This window comes from Dehalococcoidia bacterium (assembly GCA_021295915.1).
In the GTDB taxonomy this organism is placed as follows: Bacteria; Chloroflexota; Dehalococcoidia; order Lucifugimonadales; family UBA1123; genus VXRN01.
The window spans coordinates 58,142-78,792 of record JAGWBK010000013.1; the positions used below are offsets into that span (position 1 = coordinate 58,142).

A 20,651-nucleotide genomic window follows, 5' to 3' on the forward strand; every position below is an offset into this window, starting at 1 on the left:
GCATCGACAGTGTGGCGTCGATGCGGGCGTCGTCCTGTGAGACGGAGTCGAGACGTGCGTTGAGTCGGGGTTTAGTGGACATAGCTACTGCCTGGTCAGGGGAAGTGGCCCGAGTTGGGGCCTGCGCCGTACTGGACGGAGCCTCTGAACCTGCCCCTGTCTTCGTCATGAAGTCTGCAGTCGGGATGTCCGCAGTCGATGTAGATCGACCTTCCGAGCTCGAACATCAGCTTTCGTCTGTGCTTTGAGCGAGTGGGAGGACCGGGTTCGGGTTCCGGGGTGGATTCAGACTGCTGAACCTCTTCCGCCACGGCTGACTGACGCTCGGCTTCTTCTTTCTCTCTGCGTTCTCTGTCGGCTTTGATCTGCTTTCGGCGTTCGATCTTGGTGTCGATCATTGCATTGAACTCGCCGAGTTCTCTGGCGACGATGGCCTCGTATTCTTCAGGGTCCAGTGAGTTCTTCCACTCGTAGAACCACTTCTCGGAGTTCTCCCATGCCTGGTCGTAGGCGGAGAGATCGCGTTCATAGGGTGGATTGTCGGGGTGCTGTTTGGCGAGTTCTGCCTTTATGCGGTCGTCTTCGTCGAGGATTGGTGTGACCAGTTCGATGAAGGCTGACCAGTCGGTGTCGTCTTCTGTGGGGGTGGGGGTGTCTGACCCCGTATCGGAGTACGGGGTGACGTTACTTTGATTTGTCGGATTAGGGGATTTTTCTGATTTTGTTGGTTGGGGGCTTGGTTTTGAGGTGTGGGGTGGGGTTGGTTGGTAGTCCTGGTTTTCTCCCCCGTATCGAGTACGGGGCAGGCTCTCACCCCAGCCCTCTCCCGCTGGGAGAGGGGGTCTTTGTCTTGCGTGTTTGCCGAAGCCTCGGGTTAGGAGTTCTCTGGCTGCTGAGATGCGGTGGTGGGGTTTGAAGGCTTTGAGTTGGCCTTCCATGACGTTGATCAGGAAGCGGCAGACTTTGGCTCCATCATCGGTGGACTCTTGGATCTTCTTGGCTAGGGCGAGGTCGAACTCGGAGTCGTCTGGGGAGCTGGAATCTGTCCTGTGTCGGGATGGCTCGCGTGGGTTGTCGAGGATGAAGGCGATGGCCTGGCCACGTTCCGTCGTGGCGGGTCCGCGGCAGTTGCAGCCGTACTTCGTGAGGAGCCGTGCGGCGTCGAGCCTGTGGCACAGCTTGAAGTCGGGGCGTTCTTCCCTCATGACTTCGATTAGGAAGTCTATGATGAGGTCGCCGTTGTCTGTCTTTGCCTGGATTCTTTGGGCTAGGTTCATTATGGATCTCTAATAGTACTGATGTTCTGTTATTGATAGTACCGGTGTGGTGGTCTGGCGTCAAGGGATTGCCTGACCCCTGCGTGTGGATTCCCGCTCCCCGTTTCCACGGGGACATGCTTCGTGGGAATGACGGGTGAGCGCAGATAGTAGAGGCGGAATGCTCTTAGCGCGACGTGTCTCCTATGGGGGCCCGCGTGCGGGCAGTACAAGTTTCGTTGACAGCCCTTGGGTGCTGGAATACACTCGCTCCACCCCGTATCTCAGTACGGGGTGACGCTTTTATGGCCCGGCTGATTTGGCCCGTCGCGGTGGGCCGGGCGGCCACAGGAGATGCGACAGATGCAGCTCGAAGACAAGGTCGCGGTGGTCACCGGCGCCGGCAGGGGCATGGGTCGCGCTATCTCGCTGGGACTCGCCAGCGAGGGCGCTAACATCGTCGCGGCGGACATCGACATCGCCAATGCCGAGGACACCAGCATCGAGGTACGAAACCTCGGCCGCGACTGTCTCGCGGTGCACACCGATGTCGGCGACGTCTCCCAGGTCGACCGCATGATCTCCGACGCCAAGGACAGGTTCGGCAAGATCGACATCATCGTCAACAACGCCGGCGTCACCAGGTACCTGTACGTCATGGATATAGAGGAGTCCGACTGGGACCGCATCCACAGGGTCAACGCCAAGGGCGTGTTCTTCAGTATGCAGCGCGCTGCGAGGGAGATGATCGAGCAGGGCGACGGCGGACGCATAATCAACATCGCCTCCATCGCCGGCAAGGGGTACTCTGGGACGTCCAACGCTGCCTATGCTGCCAGCAAGGGCGCAGTGATCTCGATGACGATGATCGCCGCCCACCAGCTCGGTCAGCACGACATCAACGTCAACGCGATATGCCCGGGGTCGACGATCACAGAGATGTCGAGAGCGACGATGGTCGGCAGGGCCGAGAGCGCGGGCGTCAGCATCGAAGAGCTTCAACGTCAACGCAATGAGATCATTCCGATCGGGCGGTCAAACGAGCCGGAGGACATCGCGGCAATGGCGGTGTTCCTGGCGAGTCCGGGAGCGCGGAACATCACCGGGCAGGCGTTCAACGTGGACGGCGGGCTGGTGATGCACTGATCTATCCACGAAGGACGCCAAGGGGCACAAAATAAAGAGGTGAAGACCTCCGAGATTCTACCCGTCATTCCGGCGGAGGCCGGAACCCACGAAGTGGCTCGCCGCTCGGCAATCCAGGGGATGGGGACGTCCTTCGACAGGCTCAGAGCCTGCGCTGGACTTGATCCGGTGACGAACGAATTGTCGGTTTACCCACCCCTGTCTGCCCAACGAGGGAGTAGGGGCTTCTGTAGAAGGAAAGCTGAAAAGTGAGAGTACAGGGTTCATTCACGTTTGACGCGGGCATCGAGAAGGTCTGGACGTCGATGCTGTCCTCGGAGGTGCTGGCGTCGTGCATACCGGGCTGCGACGAGATACGCTCCACCGGTGAGAACAGCTATGAGATCGACCTGACGGTCAGGGTCGCTTCGGTACGGGGGGAGTACAAGGGTGAGGTGCGGCTGGAGGACATCGACGAGTTCAAGTCGTACCGCATGGTGGTGACCGGCAGCGGTCGTGGCGGATCAGTCCAGGGGTCAGGCGACCTCAGCTTCTCTGAAGCCGACGGCAAGACAACCGTCGACGTCACGGGCGATACGCAGGTTACCGGCGTGGTCGCGCGTGTCGGGCAGAGGCTGCTCGGCGGTGCATCACGAATGATGATGCGCCAATTCTTCGACTGCCTGAGGACGAAGATAGAGGAATAGTGAATTGAGAGTGTGGAATGGTGAATGAAGCTTTGTGCTGAGGCCTCGGGTCATCCCTCTGAAGATTCCGAATTCACCATTCACTATTCCACATTCCCAGATACAGAGGTCCAGACTAACAGGAAATCGACGGCGTCCTGGTGATTACGATGGACGACCCGCCTACGCGGAACGCTATCGGCGACGAGATGGCCGGTGAGATTAACCAGGAGCTGGACAGGCTTGAGGGCTCGGACCACCTGCGGGCGGTGGTGCTGACGGGTCGCGATCCGTCGTTCTGCTCCGGGGCGAACGTCAAGCGGATGGACGACGCCAACCGCGCTCGGAGCGAGGAGGCGGCGCTGCCCGCCGACCGAAAGGCGTGGGACGTGCTCAACGAAGCCTGGGATGACCTGGGTGAGCCGGACCCGGAAGAGGAGATCGACGGTGTGCGCTTCGTGCCGCTGCGTCTTCACGAGCTTCAGAAGCCGTCCATCGCTGCCGTGAACGGCTACGCGATGGGTCTCGGCATGGGCATCGCGCTGTCGTGCGACATTCGGATAGCGTCGGAGAACGCGCGGATGTCGGAGACGTTCATCAGGCGCGGACTGATCCCGGCGGACGGCTCGTGCTGGCAGCTTCCGAGGATGATCGGACTCGGCAACACGATGCTGCTCCAGTACACCGGCGCGGTGCTCGAGTCCGACGAGTGCGCACGACTCGGCATCGTCAACAAAGTCGTCGAGCACGGCGAACTCATGGAGCAGACGCTCGACCTCGCCCGCCAGATCGCGAGCGGCCCGACCTACTCGATGGCGCTACTGAAGAAGCTGGTACAGCAATCACTGTACGTCGACTTCGCCGAAAGCCTGCGCCTAGCCGGCCCCGCCCAAAACCTCGCCCGCCGCACCCAGGACCACAAAGAAGGCGTCCGAGCCTTCGTGGAAAAGCGGCAGCCAAGGTACGTGGGTCGGTAGGGCGACTAGGGAGTATCCGCTCGCACTTACGCTGTACTTGACATCCCACGAGCCACCATCGGGGGGCTTCTACTGTTTCCGCCTAAGTCGTCACGGCGGAGGAGTGCAACATGACTCCATTAAGTGATCAAATATCCGCATACGAAGAAATGCGCAGCTGCCTGGAGACCGACCACTTCGGGAAGTGGGTTGTGGTCTACGATGAAGACCTAGCAGGAATTTACGAGTCTTTCGAAGCTGCTGCTGAGGATGCTGTGAAGCGCTTTGGTCGTGGTCCCTACCTGATCAGGCAGGTGGGCGCTCCCCCGATTGCACTACCTGCTTCCGTGTTATACAGGCCTGTGAATGCCGACGGTTAGCATCGGATTTGAAGACGGCCCCGATGTTCGGGGCCGCGACTCATTAGTACGCTTCGGGCCGACCCTGTATGTAAGCATTGGGTTCGACCCGACCTACAGTCCCGATGGTCCAGAACTCCCGAACTTGCCCGACAGACAATACCCTGCCCTAGTAGACACGGGTGCTTTGGAGAGTTGCATAGATTCGACTCTTGCCATTGACCTCGACCTGCCCATCGCTGATCGGCAGGTAGTATCCGGAGTGCATGGGGCAAGTGAGGTCAACTTTCATTTGGCTCAGATCTATGTCCCTGAATTTGGGGCTGCTGTCTACGGGAGATTCGCCGGAGTGCACCTCATTTCAGGAGGACAGAGACATCTCGCTCTAATAGGCAGATCGTTCCTACAAAACTTCATGATGACTTATGATGGACGGACAGGGGCTGTAACTCTCAGCACCGATTAGTGATGCCAATAAAATACGTCGCAACACCATGCCAAATGAACTGGTTAGGCGTTTCTGGATAATGCATGAGACATCCAAGCAGGCCGGTAGTTGCGACTCCTACTCTCTGGGTCTGGCGGAGTAGTCTTCGAAGGGGCCGTCGCGCCATTGGAGGGCGGCTCTGAGGCCTTCGGCCTGGGAGATGTCGCTGAACACTCCGGCGGTGTGGCGGAAGGTGGACAGTCCCTGCCAGTCGACTCCGACCTCCAACGCGGTCCTGATGCCCATGATCTCGTAGGCGCGGTTCACGGCCTTCTTGGAGGCGGCGAGCATGTCGGGGGCGATGGTCGCGATGGCCCTGGCCTCCCTGGCGGTCTCGGTGTCGAGATCGTCGGCGGGGAACGCCTTTGTGGCCCAGCCGATCTCGACGGCCTCCGTGCCGGACACGGCCTTGCCGGTGAACATCAGGTACTTGGCCTGGCTCATCGGCATCTTCCACGGGAAGAACATGGTGTCGGGGGTCGTCAGCGCCCTGACCGGCGGGTAGCCAAGCTGAGCGTCCTCGGCGACGAACATGATGTCGCACATCGAGGCCAGCTCGCTCGCTCCGGCGAGGCACCAGCCGTGCACCTGCGCGATGACCGGCTTGGTCAGCTCCCAGATAAGCCACAGGCCGTTGACGAGGTCGCGGGCGTACTGCGCGGTTAGCTGGTCGACGTCCTCGGAGACGTAGCCTTCCTCGGGGCGATTGGGTGACGGCTGGGTCGGGGTGAGGTCGTAGCCCGCGCTGAAGGCGCGTCCCTCGCCCTTGATGACGATGCAGCCGACGTCGCCATCGCGTTCGGCCCTCTTCAGCGCGTCACGCAGCTCCAGTCGCAGCGCCCAGCTCAGGGCGTTCATCTTCTCGGGCCGGTTGAGCGAGATGGTGCAGACCCGCTCGTCGACGTTGTACAGGATGTTTTCGTATGTCATGTCTAGTTCCGTGTCCAGATGGTTTCATCATACGTAGATCTACAGAGAACTCTGGATACCGGCCTTCGCCGGTATGACGATTGGGATGGATGGTATGTCATTTTCACCTGGACATGGTACTAGGCCTCGTCCAGTGCCTGTTGGATTGCCTCTGCGGTTGTGTTGACCTGTACGCCGGCGCGCTCCTCCTGGAGGATCATGGCAACCCTGGAGTCGCGGTCGCCCCAGCCTCTGTTGAGCGCCTCGGTCATCTCGGCCAGCGCCAGGTTGGCGAGCTTCATGGGGACGTCGTACTGCCTGCCGACCTGGCAGGCGAGGTCCATGTCCTTTCTCGCGAGACGGAGGGCGAAGTCGGGCGGGTCGTAGCTATCGATCAGGAAGTGGTCGGCGAGACGGTCGAACGCTCCGCGTCTGCCCTGGGCGCCCTGCTTGACGGCGAGCCAGAGTCCGAGCGGGTCCACACCGGCCTTCACACCCATGGTGAAGACCTCGGCGAGTCCGGCCTGGATGATGTACCCGGCGCAGTTGTGCACGAGCTTGGCCACCGCGCCCGCGCCTATGGGGCCGACGTAGTAGGGCTGGTCGCCCATCGAGTCGAGCGTGGGCTTGACGCGGTCGAAGACCTCGCGGTCGCCGCCCACCCAGATGGCGAGCTTGCCGGTACGTGCGCCCTCGGGTCCGCCGCTCACAGGCGCGTCCAGAACGTGGATGCCGCGCGGGGCGAGACGTTCGTGTATCTGCCGGATCATTTCGGGGGAGCTGGTGCTGAGGTCGAGGTACACCTTACCTTCGGTCAGGCCCTCGTGCAGTCCGTCCTCGCCGAGGGCAACGGCCTCCACCTCGACCGGGCCGGGAAGCGACGTGAAGACGATCTCGGACTGCTGGGCGACCTCTCGCGGGGTGTCTGCCCACTCTGCGCCCAATTCGAGATGGGGCGTAGCCGACTCGCGGCGGATGTCGTGGACGACGAGCTCGTTGCCGCCGCGAATGGCGTTGAGGGCGATGGGGTCGCCCATGGTTCCGAGGCCGATGAATCCTACTTTCATTGGGGTTGCTCCTTAGCTCCTAGTGTAAAAAGGGTGGTCTGTCTGCTTGGTTTTCACCCTCACCCCCGGATCTAGTCCGGGGCAGGCTCCAGCCCTCTCCCTGAGGGAGAGGGGGTCAGTTTGCGGCTGTCCAGGTGGTGTGCAGTTCGGCGAGGGACTGGATGCGGTCGTTGGGGTGTTTGGCGCATGCCATGCCCTGAGGATAACATCGTACTGGCTGTCAGTCCCCTTGAATGGCTCTCTGTCAAGGGAGCCGTCGGACGAGGTCGCCGTCGACCCAGTCGTAGACGAGCATCGGGCCGGTTGGCGACTCGATTACCTGGTGGAGCTTGGGCAAGGTGTGGTGAGAGGCGGACTGGGCGAGGCAGACAGCGTTTCTGAGGGAGGCGACGCGGTCGGTGTAGTTGAAGTAAGGACGAGGTTGAAAGCCGCCCCTACCCTCCTCGTTGAGACCGCCTGGGGTCTTTACGAAGTAGCGACGGCCGTCGATCTGCACGCCGTAGGAGATGTTGCCGGAGTCCTGGGTGCGCTCGTCGAATGTGGCGAACACACGGCCTGCGCTCTCAAGGAGCGTCAGGGGGTGTGACTCGGTGGTGGCCGTGTCTGGGAGCGAGGGTCGCACTGGTGGGACGCCCGGAGCTTGGTTAGTCGTCGGCGGTGGCTTCTACGGGCTCGGCGGGCTGGGCTGCGCCGTTGGTGTCCTCCATTGGCTGGTTGTCCCATGGACTGACTTCGAACGGGCCCCTGAGCTCTAGCTCTTCGCCCATCTCTCGGACTGCTGGGATCACGTACTCGCCCATCAGGCGGAGGCTGCGCATCTGGTCCTCGTGAGTCATCGCGCCGTCGCCGTCCCAGAAGAAGACGCTGCCGGGTCGGAGCGTTTCGAGCACGTGCTTGATCTTCGGGATGACGGTGTCGGGCGTGCCGGTGACGATGGTGTAGTCGTTGGCCTGGTCCTCGTAGGTTCGGCGGTTGGTGCCGAAGCGGCCGGTCGGGCCGAACCTCGACGCCTCAAGCCTGCGTGACCTGCGAGAGGTGTGGCCGGGCAGTGACATGACGGCCGGGTTGACCATACCTTCGTTGCCGCTCAGGAACGGGTTGGAGACGCCGGAGAGGTACTTGCGTCCGACCTCTTCTGCCTTCTCCTCGGTCTCATCGACGTGGACCTTCCAGAGGTAGGAGACGTGCTGGGTGCCGGACTCGTAGCCGAACTCGGCCGCTGCGTCGTGGTACATGTCGAAGGCGTCCTTCGTCGGGCCCAGCTTGGTTGCCAGGAGTACCAGCGGGTAGCGGTGCTGGGCGGACCATCTGACCGTCTCGACGCTGACCGTCGACGGAATCCAGACCTGCGGGTGCGGCTTCTGGTAGGGTCTCATCCAGGGGTTCACATATCGGTAGTGGTAGTGCTTGCCCTCCCAGCGGAACGGTCCGGGATCGGTCCAGGCCTTGATAACGAAGTCGTGGGCCTCCTCGAAGCGCTCGCGGTTGAACACAGGTGGTGAGTTATGGGAGACGCTCTCGCGTCCGCCGCCCCGGACGAAGCCGGATACGAGCCTGCCGTGGCTGATCATGTCGATCATCGCGAGCTGCTCGGCAAGCCAGAGGGGATCGTCCCAGATCGGCAGAATGTTGCCGAGGATGACGATCTTGGCCTTGGTGGTCTGGCGGGCGAGAATCGACGCGCCGATGTTGGTCACACCCTGCATACAGAAGGGGGTACTGTGATGCTCGTTGAGCATCAGGCCGTCGAAGCCCATCTCCTCGGCGTAGAGCTTTTCGTCGAGGTACCTGTTGTAGAGCTGGGCGCCGACCTCTGGATCGTATACGTCGTTGCTGATGCTCAGGTCAGTGGTCTGCGTGCCCATCAGGCCGGTCTTGTCGTCCTGCCAAGGCTGCTCTGTGAAGTGACCGATGAACATGGATTCCCCCCTGCGTGCCAGATTGACGCGAGTTTATCATATTAGTAATGGGAGTGAATGGAGAGTGCAGATGCGGGCAAGATGCCCGCGCTCCAGAGAGGTTGGGAGTGAGTGGAGAGGAGTTGGGAGTGAGACCATACCAGTTCAAGTAGATGAACTTTCACCCTCACCCCCGGATCAAGTCCGGGGCAGGCTCCAACACTCTCCCGTCAAGGGAGAGGGGGCCTGGCAGATGGCTTAGGGAGCTAGTTCCTGGCAGGTTTGGTGGAACGCTTCGAGGCGTGGGAGGAGAAGGGGGGTGTCGACGCCGGAGTCGATGTACTCTTGGATTCGGCGGCGGCACTCGGTAGCGTCGCCGAGCAGGTAGCAGGCTCTCGCGAGTTCCTCGGAGACGTACTTCGCGGCTCCGGACTCGTCGCCTGATTCGATGTGCTGTCGGACGGGGCCGAGTATGGACGGGTCGAAGCCACCGTGTCCAAGCAGGGCCTCTCCGGTGAAAGGCTCGGCGATGAGTCTAGCGACTCGTTCTTGCAGGCTTGGGACCATCGCGTCGGGGTCGTCGGTCAGCCGGACGATCAACATGCAGGTGATGTCAATGGATGCGGGATCGCGGCCTGCGGCCTCGGCAGACTCACGCACGACTCGGGATGCCCAGCGAATGTACTCGACCGGGGCGTAGGCATTCAGTAGGACACCGTCGGCAACCTCCCCTGCGAGTCGCAGCGCCCTGGGACCGATGGCGGCGAGGTAGATCGGCAATCGTTCCTGCATCGGACGGATCGCGAGTCCGACGTTGCTAAGTCGCACTCCAGCGTACTCGGCGCTGACGCGGTCTCCGTCCCACATCGACTGGAGCGCGGACACGGTGCCTCGAAGTCGCGCCAGCGGGGTGCGGTAGTCGATACCCATACGGCCGTGGATGACGTCGGCGTCGCTGCGACCGAGTCCGAGCATCATACGTCCTCCGCTCAGCCGGTCGAGTGTGGCCGCGCCCATTCCGAGAAGCGCAGGGCTCCGGGTGAAGGGGTTTACCACGCCGACTCCGAGCCTGATCTGCTCAGTAGTGGCTGCCAGATACCCGAGCATCGAGGAGGTCTCCTCGTGGAAGTAGCGCTCTGTGACCCAGAGGGAGTCGAAGCCGGCGTCCTCGGCCATGCGGCCGTAGCCTGCGAGCTCGGGTCCGGAGTCGATTCCATGGTAGAGGACAATGCCGGTGGGGGTCATTATGCAGAGCCGTTGGGGCTTTCGTCCATCAGGCTGAGCATCCGGGTGACAAAGTCGCGAACGACATCTCGGGTGAAGTCGAAGTCAGCGTCGTGCTCCATGAAGTCGTGGTAGAAGTTAGCGTGTAATCTCTCCGACGCACTGAATCCACCCAGCAGCGCACGGTCACCGCTTTCGTCGGCAAGTCTCCTAACAGCGACACGCAGAGCACCGTGGTTTCCGAAGGGCCAGTCTCTCTGCTGGGCGACAGCCATTACGGCGTGGGCTGCCGCTCCCCACATCTTCTCTGAGCCCTGGAGCATATCGCCTGAGGCGAATTCGTCGTCGGCCACGGCGAGGAAGTCTTGCGCGGTCTGGGCATGTTCTTGAGTTAGCATGGGTTCAGGTTAGCACACGGCGATCGCTGATTAGGATTATCGAGAACTCGAACAGTTGCGGTCCGTACCAGAGACAGGAACCTCTTCTACACTGTTCCACACCTTGATTTCAGACATGCAATCTGACCTTACCCTCTTACCGTCGAACTACCAAGGCCTTACCCGCAGCACCGGGTAAGGCTAACATACGTGCAACGTCGTAATTCCCCTATATGGAGACGTCTACGTAATCCGCGGAAGGTAGAAATGCGAGGTGAGGCACGTGATACCAAGTAATTTGAGATCAAACCGCTTTCACCCTCACCCTAGCCCTCTCCCATCAAGGGAGAGGGGACTTTCGGTAGCATGAGTCTGCCCATATGAAACTCACTACTGGCTCAGGTCGGATGCTGCGGTGGTATACGGGTTGGGGCGTGTGTACAATGCGTTTTTATAGGGGTGTGCGGGGTTGTCCTGTGCGAATGACGGGGGGACGTTCTTGAGCGACGGATTACTGGGCGGTATCAGGGTCCTTGATTTTGGGGAAGGTGTGTCTGCGCCTTATGCGGCTCGGACGCTTGCGGGGCTTGGCGCGGATGTGATCAAGGTTGAATCGCCGTCTGGGGACTACGCTCGGCTGGCCGGGCCGTTTCCTGATGGGACGCCACATCCTGAGAAGTCGGCGCTTTACTTAACGATGAACTCGGGCAAGCGGGGTGTGACCCTGGACCTCGATACTGAGTCAGGCCGTGAACGGCTGCTGGAGCTGGCGGCTGACGCTCACATCATCATCGACAATCACGACCTGGGATGGCTGGACGAGCGGGGTGTCGGGTACGAGTCGCTGTCGGGGGTCAGGAGTGACGTCATACTGACGCAGATCACGCCGTTCGGGGACTGGGGGCCGTACGCAGAGTACGATGCCGGCGACCTGTCGCTATTCCACCTGAGCGCGAACGCGCACGGGATGCTCGGCCCGGTTGCCGACCCGGACTCGGAGCCTCCGATACGGGCGGGCGGACACCAGGCAGACCAGGTGGCGGGCGTATCAGCGGTTACCGCGACTCTCGGCGCGCTGTTCAGGCTCCGAACAACCGGACAGGGGTGCCACATCGTGGTATCGAGCTTCGAGGCGATGGCTACACAGGCCATCGCGGGACTTTCCAACATCGCGTTCGGGGGTGAGTCGCCGACGAGACAGGCGGCTGAGATCAAGGAAGCGTCGATCGGAGGGCAGGTGGCTGCTATCGGCGGTGTGCTGCCCTGCAATGACGGATATGTCGCTATCTCACCACGCGAGGACGCGCAGTGGGCACGCTGGCTCGACCTGATGGGCAACCCGGACTGGAGCGACGATCCGAAATTCAACACTCGCTCGGCAAGGCAGCAGAACTCGCTGGAACTGTGGGAGCTGCTGGCGGCGTGGACCAGCCAGCGTTCGAGGTTCGACATTGCCAGAGATGGGCAGGAGCGGCGGATTCCTTGCTTCCCGGTGAACACGGTAAGCGACCTGCTCACGGACCCGCATCTCGAAGACAGGCGGTTCTTCGTGTCGATAGACCACCCGGTCGCGGGGACGTTCCAGTACCCGGGGGTGGCGTACCGGATGTCGAATACTCCGCTGACACTAGGAAGTCGTCCTGCGCCAACGCTGGGACAGCACAACGATGAAATGTCCTTCGACAGGCTTAGGGTGAACTTATGATGAGTGGATCGCCGCTTGCAGGTGTGAGAGTCGCTGACTTCTCGTGGATCATCGCTGGGCCAACGGCCACCCGCCACCTTGCGCTGATGGGCGCGGAGGTGATCAAGGTCGGCAGTGCTCGGCGGCCAGACCCGTCGACGCGAGGGTCGGCGTTCCAGGTGTACAACCAGTCCAAGAAGTACGCGGCGATGAACCTGTCCCAGCAGCGCGGCAAGGAACTCGCACTCGACCTGGTCGGGCTGTGCGACGTTGTCGTGGAGAACTATGCCGCCGGGGTGTTCGAGAGGCTGGGACTCGGGTACGAAACGCTGTCGCAAGTGAAGCCCGACGTGATAATGATCGCGTCCTCAGGCACGGGGCACAGCGGCCCGGACCGCGACTACGTGGCCTATGGGAGCCTGCTCCAGCACTATACGGGCTGGAACTCGATATCCGGCTACCCGGAGCAGGACCCGATCAAGGGCGGACTGTGGGCAGACCCCTGGGTCGGGATGGAGTTGGCAATGGTTACGCTCGCCGCGCTCAATCACCGCGCAGAGGCGGGCACCGGGCAGTACGTTGACTTCTCCATGGCAGAGGCGCTATCGGCAAGCCTTCCTGAGGCGCTGCTGGAGCACCAGATGACAGGGGAAGAGCCGGAGCCGATTGGCAATCGAGACCGATTCGCTGTCCCGAACGGCGTTTACAAGTGCCGGGGCGAGGACAGGTGGATCGCCATCGAGGTGTTCCACGAGGGCGACTGGCAGGCGCTGTGTTCGGCGATCGAGCGTACTGATCTGCTGGAAGACCCGGGACTCTCGTCGCCGGACGGGAGGAGAAGCCGTGAGCAGGAGCTTGATGAGGCGATCTCGGAGTGGACGTCGAAGATGGACGAGTGGGAGGCGTTTGAGCGTCTTCAGAGAGCCGGTGTGCCTTGTGGGCCCTCGCTGGACATGGGCAGGCTGCACTCGGAGCGGCAGTTGAACGCTGGTGGTTACCTTACGTCTGTCGAGTACCCGGATGGGTCCGAGCGGGTCCTGCCCACGCTGCCTTGGAGGTTCGATGGCCAGAGAACGCAGGACGTGAGGCCGGCTCCGGTGCTTGGGCAGGACTCGGACTATGTGTACCGGGAGCTGCTGGGGCTTGGGGCGGAGGAGATCGAGGAGCTTACTGAGAGCCAGGTGATTTACTAGTAGGAGTGAGTGGAGAGGAGTGAGGAGTGAGAGCTGGATTCCAAGGAGGTATGGGGTTGCTCAACTGGTTGGAACCAGAGTTTTCACCCTCACCCCAACCCTCTCCCTGAGGGAGAGGGGGTTTATCATATGAGGGATTTGGACTGATCTGATGGACTATGGAATAGGGATACCTTCGTATATTGAGGCGTGGCGTGAGGTGAAGGCGGCTGAGGAGGCGGGGTTTACGCACGCGTGGTTCTTCGACTCGCAGCTCATCTACTCGGATGTGTGGGCGACGATGGCGCTGGCGGCGCAACACACGTCGACCATCAAGCTGGGGACGCTTGTCGCGATTCCGACCAACAGGCTGGCACCTGTAACGGCTGCGGCCGCGGCGTCAATCAACAGGATCGCGCCCGGGCGGGTCATCATCGGACTCGGTACTGGCTATACCGGCCGCAATACGATGGGACTTCCCGCGATGAGAATGGACGACTTCGAGGAGTACGCGCAGCAGGTCAAGGGACTGCTCGCCGGCGAAGACGTACTGCTACGCGAGGGGAGCCGAGAGCGATGGATACGGCTAATCCACTCGAAGTCCAACTCGGGACGGGACGAGTTCTTCAATCTTGAAGACCCTATCCCCGTGATGCTTGCGGCGAACGGGCCTCGGGGTCAGAAGATCACCGGTGAGGTCGCAGACGGCTGGATAACGACGGCTAGGACTGCAACCGTTCCATCAGGACTGCCCAGGGTAATGGCGGCGGCTGAGGCGTCGGGAAACAACTTCGACAACTTTGGCGGACACGGAGCCAAGCCCTACGTGACGATGCTGACAACATCGTGCGTCCTCAGAGAGGGCGAGACAGAGTCGAGCGAGCGAGTGATCAGGAACGTGGGGCCGTCGCTGGTCCCAGGAATCCACGCCATGTGGGAGCAGGACTACGGGCCTGGCTCGAACCTGGGGATGAGCAATCCGGGACTCGCTGAAGAGTACGACCGGTACATACGCGAGTACGGGGACGGTCGACCGAATCCGACGCCGGATGACAGGCGGTACCTCGACGTGCATGAGGGTCACTACGTGTACCTGAAGGAAGGAGAGGAGCGATTCGTGTCGCCGGAGATGGTCGGCCGCACGCTGACGGGTACGGCTGATGAGATCAGTCAGAAGCTGGATGACCTGGAGGAGATTGGGGTAAACAACGTCGCGGTGGCGGCGGTGGACAGGCAGGCGGCGCGTGATCTGATTGCTGATTTTGGGGAGCAGGTGATTGGGGGCAGGAGTAAGTAAAGAGGAGTGAGAAGTGAGAAGGTTTCACCCTCACCCCAGCCCTCTCCCATCAAGGGAGAGGGGGTACGTATTACGCATACCGTCATTCCGGCAAAGGCCGGAGTCCAGGGGATGGGGGCGTCCTTCGACAAGCTCAGGACGAACGAATTGTCGATTTGCATACCCCTCTAAGCCCGTAAAGGGAGAGGGGGTCTGATGAAACACTTTGGAGACAATCCCAAAGATAGGGAGAAGAGATTAATGTCCGATAAGCAGCCGAACATAGTCCTGATAATGTCCGATGACCTTGGGTATGAGGTGATCGGGGCGAACGGGGGTACTTCGTATGAGACTCCGCGTCTCGACCAGATGGCGCAGGAGGGGATGCGGTTCGATGAGGCGCACGTGATGCCGCTGTGCACTCCCACACGGCTATCGCTAATGACTGGCAAGTACAACTTCCGCAACTACATCGGGTTCGGGCTGATCAAGCCGGATGAGGTCACGTTCGGGCACCTGTTCTCGGACGCTGGGTACAACACGTGCATCTCCGGCAAGTGGCAGCTCTACTCCTACAATCCGCCCGATGAGTCGCCCGAGATGCGGTCCAAGGGTCAGCCGATCGAGGACGCGGGGTTCGACGAGTTCTGCGTCTGGCACGCTCACCATACCGAGGAGAAGGGGTCCCGATACAAGAACCCCATCATCTACCAGAACGGCAAGTACCGGGACGACACCGAGGGTAAGTACGGGGAAGACGTCTTCTGTGACTACATCATCGACTACATCGAGCGAAAGAAGGATGATGACAACCCGTTCTTCGTGTATTGGCCGATGGCCGCGACTCACAAGCCGCACGAGCCCACGCCGGACAGCCCGGAGTGGGAGTCGTTCGACCCGCCTTCGAACAGGACGCTCGGTGGCCGGACATGGGCGGAGATCGAGGATGCCTCCTGGGGCGACGATCCGCGCTTCTACAAGGACATGGTCGAGTACCACGACAAGGTCATCGGCAGACTCATGGACTACCTGGACGAGCAGGGCCTCGGTGAAGACACGCTGGTGATATACGTGGGCGACAACGGCAGTCCCCATGACGTCTGCTCGATAGTGCACGAGCACAATGAGATATGCGGAGGCAAGGGTAAGACGAACGACAGGGGGACGCACGTTCCGCTCATCTGTCGTATGCCTGGGACGATTCCAGCCGGGTCGGCGAACAAGGACCTGGTGGAGTCCACGGACTTCCTGCCGACCATGATGGAGGCGGCAGGTCTGGAATTCCCTGATGGGTACATCGTCGACGGGCGGTCGTTCTATCCGCAGCTCACTGGGGAAGCGGGCAATCCTAGGGAGTGGGCTTTCTTCCACTTCGAGCCGATGAGCGCGCGCAACGTTGGGCGTCAAAGTCGATTCGTTCGTGACTACCAGTGGAAGCTGTACGAGACCGGAGAGCTGTACGACCTCAGGTCGGACCTGGACGAAGAGCTGCCAATTTACGCGGTGTTCCAGTCGAAGGAGCAGTCAGAGGCGAGGGCGAGGCTGCGTCCGATATTCGAGGAGTTGCAGTAGGGGTCGGCGCTCAGACGCCGGAGTCTTCTATGCCTCTGATGTCTTCTTCTACCTGGCCGAGTTTGACGTACTCCTCGGACATGAGGTGGAAGCAGCGCTGGAGGTAGAGACTGGCGAGCTTGGCGGCGTTCTCTCCGCCTGAGCCTGCGGCCTCGGCGAGCCGCGTTACCTGGTGACTGGCCGGCAGGTGCCGCCCGAGCGCCATGATCTCTGACCTGGTCTCGCTGGCGAGAGCGAGGTCACCGGACCCAACTGCATCGCGCAGCCTGCCCACGAGTCGGGTCAACTCGTTCAGCTTGTCCTGGTCGCTCATCAGGCCGTACAGGACGTCGTTCACGCTCAGGCCATCGTCATCGATGTCGTCCTTGAGCGCGCCGGGTTGCTCGGTGGGATCTGAGCATAGGTCGGCATACCAGCCCACCGCTTCGTTGACGGTTCCGAGCAATGACGTGACATCCATCGTCGAGACCGTGCCGCCGAAGATGATGTCGTCCTCCCGGGCCTTTGCGAGGCTCTCGATGTAGTCCATGCCGCTGACCAACTCGGGCGCGGGCGGGAATGCGAAAGCTGACAGCTCCTTCGCACCGACCTCGCCAAGCTGGTTCATCAGGAACGGGGGGACATACTTGGAGACGTCGACCTGGATAGGCAACACCACGAGGTAGGTCGCGAGCAGTTCGCCGGCGTCGTGTGAGCTCTGGAAGTAGATGAGCGCGTGACCCCTGGGATTGTCTTCTGAGCCTCGCTCGAAGGTGAAAGCCATATTTCAGTCCACTCGATTCTACTTTGAGTTCGGGTCGGCTCGTGTCAGGGAATTATACTTAACGGTGAGCATGTGTACACCCTGGGGTGAGGCTTAAATGGGTATGTATTCGACCTTTTCACCCTCTCCCCAACCCTCTCCCCCAGGGAGAGGGGGTCTGTTGGTGTTACTCAGGCTTATCTGTGCACCTTTACATACCCCTATCAGTTGGGGCGAAGAGTTAGGAGTGAGAGCCTCCCATTCCACCCTACGACCTCTGGGTTCCGGCCTTCGCCGGAACGACGGGAGAGGGGATTCTTCTGGTGCGGGCGGGACGCCCGCGCTCCCATGTGGTTCACTCTTCGCCGAGGAGGGAGGCTAGGATGAGGCGGGCTACGTGCTTGTCGAGGGGCTGGTTGTTGCTGCCGCACTTGGGGGAGTGGATGCACGATGGGCAGCCGGACTCGCAGGGGCACTGGGAGATGACCTCGAGGGTCGCCTGCCACAGATCTTCGATCACCTCGTAGCCGTGTTCGGAGACGCCGACGCCTCCGGGGTGGCCGTCGTGAATGAAGACCTGGGGCTGGCCTGTGTCGGGGTGCAGAGGCGTCGTTATGCCGCCGATGTCGTTGCGGTCGCACATGGCGAACAGCGGCAGGATGCCTATGGCGGCGTGCTCGACGGCGTGGAGTCCGCCGGACAGGTCGAGCTTCTCCGTACGAATGAAGTCCAGCGTGTGTTTTGGGGGGCCGAACCAGAGCGCGGTGGTCTCGAATTCCTGCTTGGGAAGCTCGACGTACTCGTCGCCGAGAACTTCGTCGGTGTGGTGCTTGATTCGCTTGAATCCGAGCACCTGAGTCGAGACGATGACCTCGCCGAAGAAGACCTCCACACTCCCCGCCGGGCGCTGGGAGTAGGTGCTGAGGATGCGGGTCTCGGTGTGGTCGCGGGACTGCGTGTAGTAGGGCGCGTCGGTTTTGGAAGCGTAGGCGGTGTGGGACTCCATGTCGAGCTCGGTGACAAGGTAGGACTCACCCTGATGCAGATAGATCGCGCCGGGGTGAAGCTGCATGAAGGCGGATGACTCGGAGACCGTTTCGAGGACCGCCCCTGTGTCGGCATCGACGAGCGTGTAGAACGCTCCGGACGCGGTGCGCATGTTGACGCGCTCGGCCGGGTAAGTCATCTCGGGGACGAGGTGCCAGCGTCCGTGTCGGACGTGAACGTAGTCGTCCTCGATCAGCTCGTCGGCGTACCAGAGCAGCTCGGGGCCGAAGAACTCGGTGTCGTTCATCGTCAGCGGGGACTCGTAGGCCGCGCAGAGCAGGTGGGGCTTCAGGATGTAGGGATTGGCTGGTGAGATCCTAGCGGTCTCGTGGCTCTTGCCGAAGAACGACTCAGGATGGCGCATGAGGTACTGGTCGAGTGGGTTGTCCTGCGCGACGAGCACGCTGAGGGAGCGCTCGCCGCTGCGTCCGCTGCGTCCGGCCTGCTGCCACGCGCTGGCGATGGAGCCCGGATAGCCGGTCAGAACCGTGGCGTCGAGGTTGCCGACGTCGACCCCAAGCTCCATGGCGTTGGTCGTGGACAGACCGAGCAGCTTGCCCTCGTAGAAGTCGCGTTCGATACGGCGGCGGTCTTCAGCCAGATAGCTCGCGCGGTAAGGGGCGATACGTCCAGCGATGACTGGGTGCGACTGCTTGAGCTGGTCGCGGGCGTACACGTAGAGGAGTTCGGCCTGTCGCCGGCTGCGGACGAAGGTCATGGTGCGCGTGTGTCGCTTGAGAAGCTCGACGTAGATCTGGGTGGCCTCGGAGTTCGTTGAGCGACGCGTGCCCTTGGCGAGGTCGATCATCGGTGGATTCCACAGGGCGAAGTCCTTTCCGCCGTAGGGGGAACCGTCGTCGTCGATTACCTCGAACGGCAGGCCGACGAGTCGCTCGGCGTGTTCGCCCGGGTTGGCTATCGTGGCGGAGCACAGGATGAACTGGGGGGCGCTGCCCAGCTTCCGGCAGATGCGTCTGAGTCGCCTGATGACGTTGGCGACATGCGTGCCGAACACGCCGCGATAGGCGTGCGCCTCGTCGAGCACCACGTACTTGAGACCCGTGAGCGCCCTGTACCAGGCGTGGTGGTTGGGCAGGATGCCGAGGTGGAGCATGTCCGGGTTGGTCATCACGATGTGCGAGCCGCGCCGGATGGAGGCGCGGTCCTGGCGGGCGGTGTCGCCGTCGAAGATCGCGTGTCGAAGGCGGGAGCCCTCGGGCATCAGCTCGGCGAGCTTCTTCTCCTGGTCCTGAGAGAGCGCCTTGGCAGGATGGATGTAGAGCGCGCGGGCCGACCTGTCGCTCAGCAGGGACTCGATCACGGGCAGGTTGTAGCACATGCTCTTGCCGCTGGCGGCGGGGGTCGCGACGATGACATTCTTGCCCTCGCGCAGTGCGGTGATGGCATCGGCCTGGTGGGTGTAGAGGGAGTCTATGCCGAGGGCTTCGAGTCGCTCGGTGATGCGGTCATCCAGCGGAGGGAAGAGGTCGGCTGTACGTGCCTCGCGCGACGGTACCTGCTCCAGGTGTACGATCTGTTCGGCGTACCAGAGCAGGCTCTGGATGTGTCTGAGAAAAGCTGCGGTGTCCATGCGGGCAATATCTGTCCTTCGACAAGCTCAGGACGAACGCAAGGTTAGTACTTTGGGACACCCCGCTTCGACAAGCTCAGGGCGAACGCATGTTAGGCACCTTGGGGCCATAGGCCCCGGCAAGCTCAGGGCAGGTTACTCAGAAGCCGGTGAGTGTCTCCATTTCGCAGTCTACCACTTCGGCATCGGGGCGGTCGGCCTCGATGAACTCGAGGACGTTGTCCAGGGTCTGATCGGCGTGGCGGACGTTGTTGGAGACGCAGGTGATGCCGATGACGGCGGTCTGCCAGGATTCGTTCTGATCGACCTCGGCGACGGCGACGTTGAACTTGTTCCTCACTCGCTCGCGTATGGAGTTGATGACGCGTCGCTTGTCCTTGAGGCTGGAGGAACCTGAGAGGCGGAGGGTTAGTTTGGCTACGCCGACGTTCATGGGGAAGAGATGAGGGTCATTACGGGGTGTTCGATATGGCGTTCATTGTACCTCTGTTCAACCGTGACCACTAACGAACTCCGCCGTTTGATACCATTTCAGCATCGGCAACCAGGTAGAAACGTCCTAAACAGGTAACTCGACTCCTCCGTGACGTGACCTCCGCAAGAATCAAAGATATTGAAGAGAAGCAGACTGTTTGACGGTTGACCTGGACGCTGCCTGGGGACAGCGGCCTTTCACCTGAGACGAAAGCTCCATGCCAAGATGCACATATCTGTTCGCCGTTCTGGCCGTCGCCCTTCTGGTCATGTCATGCGACCGAACCGATACCACGCTCCCACCCATACCGACGCCAACCTTCTCGGCTGAGAATACCGCTGCTACCCCGACTCTAGCTCCCTCGCCGACAGGAACATCAGCGCCTACGGTCACGGTCATACCAACAAAGACCCCGAGGCCTACATGGACGGCCCAACCCACACGGACTCCAAGGCCCACATGGACGGCACAACCTACACGAACACCGAGGCCCATACATACTGTGCAACCTACGAGGACGCCGAGACCCACATGGACGGCACAACCCACGCGAACACCAAGGCCCATAGAGACGACGCAACCCACGAGGACTCCGAGACCTACATGGACGGTGCAACCCACACGGACTCCAAGACCGACGTGGACGGCACAACCTACGCGAACACCGAGGCCGACGAACACGCCAAGGCCGACACAGACACCCACTGCGACGCAGATCCCCGAACGTTCTGACACCAATGCAGGACAG

Annotated in this window: 19 protein-coding genes; 9 read left to right on the forward strand and 10 right to left on the reverse strand. The window is 61.4% G+C overall.

Annotated elements, in window-relative coordinates:
- Window positions 1-95 precede the first annotated feature (95 nt).
- Entirely contained in the window at window positions 96-1,277 is a 1,182-nt protein-coding gene (locus tag J4G14_05820; GenBank protein ID MCE2457316.1) for a hypothetical protein, read from the reverse strand.
- Window positions 1,278-1,619: 342 nt separating this feature from the next.
- On the opposite strand from J4G14_05820, the gene J4G14_05825 reads away from it, so the two are divergent.
- The 4 genes from J4G14_05825 (at window position 1,620) to J4G14_05840 (ending at window position 4,403) form a co-directional block, all read left to right on the forward strand.
- Entirely contained in the window at window positions 1,620-2,402 is a 783-nt protein-coding gene (locus J4G14_05825; protein MCE2457317.1) for a glucose 1-dehydrogenase, read from the forward strand.
- 248 nt (window positions 2,403-2,650) lie between these two features.
- Complete coding sequence (locus tag J4G14_05830; protein ID MCE2457318.1) at window positions 2,651-3,088, forward strand: carbon monoxide dehydrogenase subunit G; 438 nt, start codon at window positions 2,651-2,653, stop codon at window positions 3,086-3,088.
- A 149-nt stretch (window positions 3,089-3,237) separates the two neighbouring features.
- Window positions 3,238-4,044 (forward strand): enoyl-CoA hydratase/isomerase family protein, encoded by an 807-nt coding sequence (locus tag J4G14_05835; GenBank protein MCE2457319.1) that lies wholly within the window; start codon window positions 3,238-3,240, stop codon window positions 4,042-4,044.
- Between the two features lie 110 nt (window positions 4,045-4,154).
- The gene (locus J4G14_05840; protein MCE2457320.1) at window positions 4,155-4,403 is read left to right on the forward strand and encodes a hypothetical protein; all 249 of its coding nucleotides are present in this window, start codon (window positions 4,155-4,157) and stop codon (window positions 4,401-4,403) included.
- Between the two features lie 544 nt (window positions 4,404-4,947).
- On the opposite strand, the gene J4G14_05845 is transcribed toward J4G14_05840, so the two are convergent.
- The 6 genes from J4G14_05845 to J4G14_05870 all read right to left on the reverse strand — a co-directional run bounded on the left by J4G14_05845 (window position 4,948) and on the right by J4G14_05870 (window position 10,365).
- Complete coding sequence (locus tag J4G14_05845) at window positions 4,948-5,799, reverse strand: enoyl-CoA hydratase/isomerase family protein (protein ID MCE2457321.1); 852 nt, start codon at window positions 5,797-5,799, stop codon at window positions 4,948-4,950.
- Window positions 5,800-5,918: 119 nt separating this feature from the next.
- Window positions 5,919-6,845, reverse strand: a complete 927-nt coding sequence (locus J4G14_05850) for an NAD(P)-dependent oxidoreductase (GenBank protein MCE2457322.1) — start codon at window positions 6,843-6,845, stop codon at window positions 5,919-5,921.
- Window positions 6,846-7,089: 244 nt separating this feature from the next.
- On the reverse strand, window positions 7,090-7,467 hold the full coding sequence (locus tag J4G14_05855) for a hypothetical protein (protein ID MCE2457323.1): 378 nt from the start codon (window positions 7,465-7,467) through the stop codon (window positions 7,090-7,092).
- A gap of 22 nt (window positions 7,468-7,489) precedes the next feature.
- Entirely contained in the window at window positions 7,490-8,764 is a 1,275-nt protein-coding gene (locus tag J4G14_05860) for an LLM class flavin-dependent oxidoreductase (protein MCE2457324.1), read from the reverse strand.
- 237 nt (window positions 8,765-9,001) lie between these two features.
- On the reverse strand, window positions 9,002-9,988 hold the full coding sequence (locus J4G14_05865; protein MCE2457325.1) for an LLM class flavin-dependent oxidoreductase: 987 nt from the start codon (window positions 9,986-9,988) through the stop codon (window positions 9,002-9,004).
- Entirely contained in the window at window positions 9,988-10,365 is a 378-nt protein-coding gene (locus J4G14_05870) for a hypothetical protein (GenBank protein MCE2457326.1), read from the reverse strand. The genes J4G14_05865 and J4G14_05870 overlap by 1 nt, the downstream gene beginning before the upstream one ends.
- Before the next feature lie 478 nt (window positions 10,366-10,843).
- Between J4G14_05870 and J4G14_05875 the strand changes: the two genes are divergently transcribed.
- From J4G14_05875 to J4G14_05890, 4 genes are all read left to right on the forward strand, one after another.
- Window positions 10,844-12,049 (forward strand): CoA transferase, encoded by a 1,206-nt coding sequence (locus J4G14_05875; protein MCE2457327.1) that lies wholly within the window; start codon window positions 10,844-10,846, stop codon window positions 12,047-12,049.
- Window positions 12,049-13,221: a CoA transferase gene (locus J4G14_05880; protein MCE2457328.1), complete on the forward strand. Its 1,173-nt coding sequence runs from the start codon at window positions 12,049-12,051 to the stop codon at window positions 13,219-13,221. Before J4G14_05875 ends, J4G14_05880 begins: the two co-directional genes overlap by 1 nt.
- Before the next feature lie 151 nt (window positions 13,222-13,372).
- Entirely contained in the window at window positions 13,373-14,497 is a 1,125-nt protein-coding gene (locus tag J4G14_05885; GenBank protein MCE2457329.1) for an LLM class flavin-dependent oxidoreductase, read from the forward strand.
- Between the two features lie 240 nt (window positions 14,498-14,737).
- Window positions 14,738-16,048 (forward strand): sulfatase-like hydrolase/transferase, encoded by a 1,311-nt coding sequence (locus J4G14_05890; GenBank protein MCE2457330.1) that lies wholly within the window; start codon window positions 14,738-14,740, stop codon window positions 16,046-16,048.
- A gap of 10 nt (window positions 16,049-16,058) precedes the next feature.
- On the opposite strand, the gene J4G14_05895 is transcribed toward J4G14_05890, so the two are convergent.
- The 3 genes from J4G14_05895 to J4G14_05905 form a co-directional block, all read right to left on the reverse strand.
- Window positions 16,059-16,811 carry a hypothetical protein gene (locus J4G14_05895; GenBank protein ID MCE2457331.1) on the reverse strand — a complete coding sequence of 251 codons (753 nt, stop codon included), beginning with the start codon at window positions 16,809-16,811 and terminating at the stop codon, window positions 16,059-16,061.
- Window positions 16,812-17,145: 334 nt separating this feature from the next.
- Window positions 17,146-19,428: a DEAD/DEAH box helicase gene (locus tag J4G14_05900; GenBank protein MCE2457332.1), complete on the reverse strand. Its 2,283-nt coding sequence runs from the start codon at window positions 19,426-19,428 to the stop codon at window positions 17,146-17,148.
- A gap of 139 nt (window positions 19,429-19,567) precedes the next feature.
- Entirely contained in the window at window positions 19,568-19,861 is a 294-nt protein-coding gene (locus tag J4G14_05905) for a DUF503 domain-containing protein (protein MCE2457333.1), read from the reverse strand.
- A gap of 465 nt (window positions 19,862-20,326) precedes the next feature.
- On the opposite strand from J4G14_05905, the gene J4G14_05910 reads away from it, so the two are divergent.
- Entirely contained in the window at window positions 20,327-20,635 is a 309-nt protein-coding gene (locus tag J4G14_05910; GenBank protein MCE2457334.1) for a hypothetical protein, read from the forward strand.
- Window positions 20,636-20,651 lie beyond the last annotated feature (16 nt).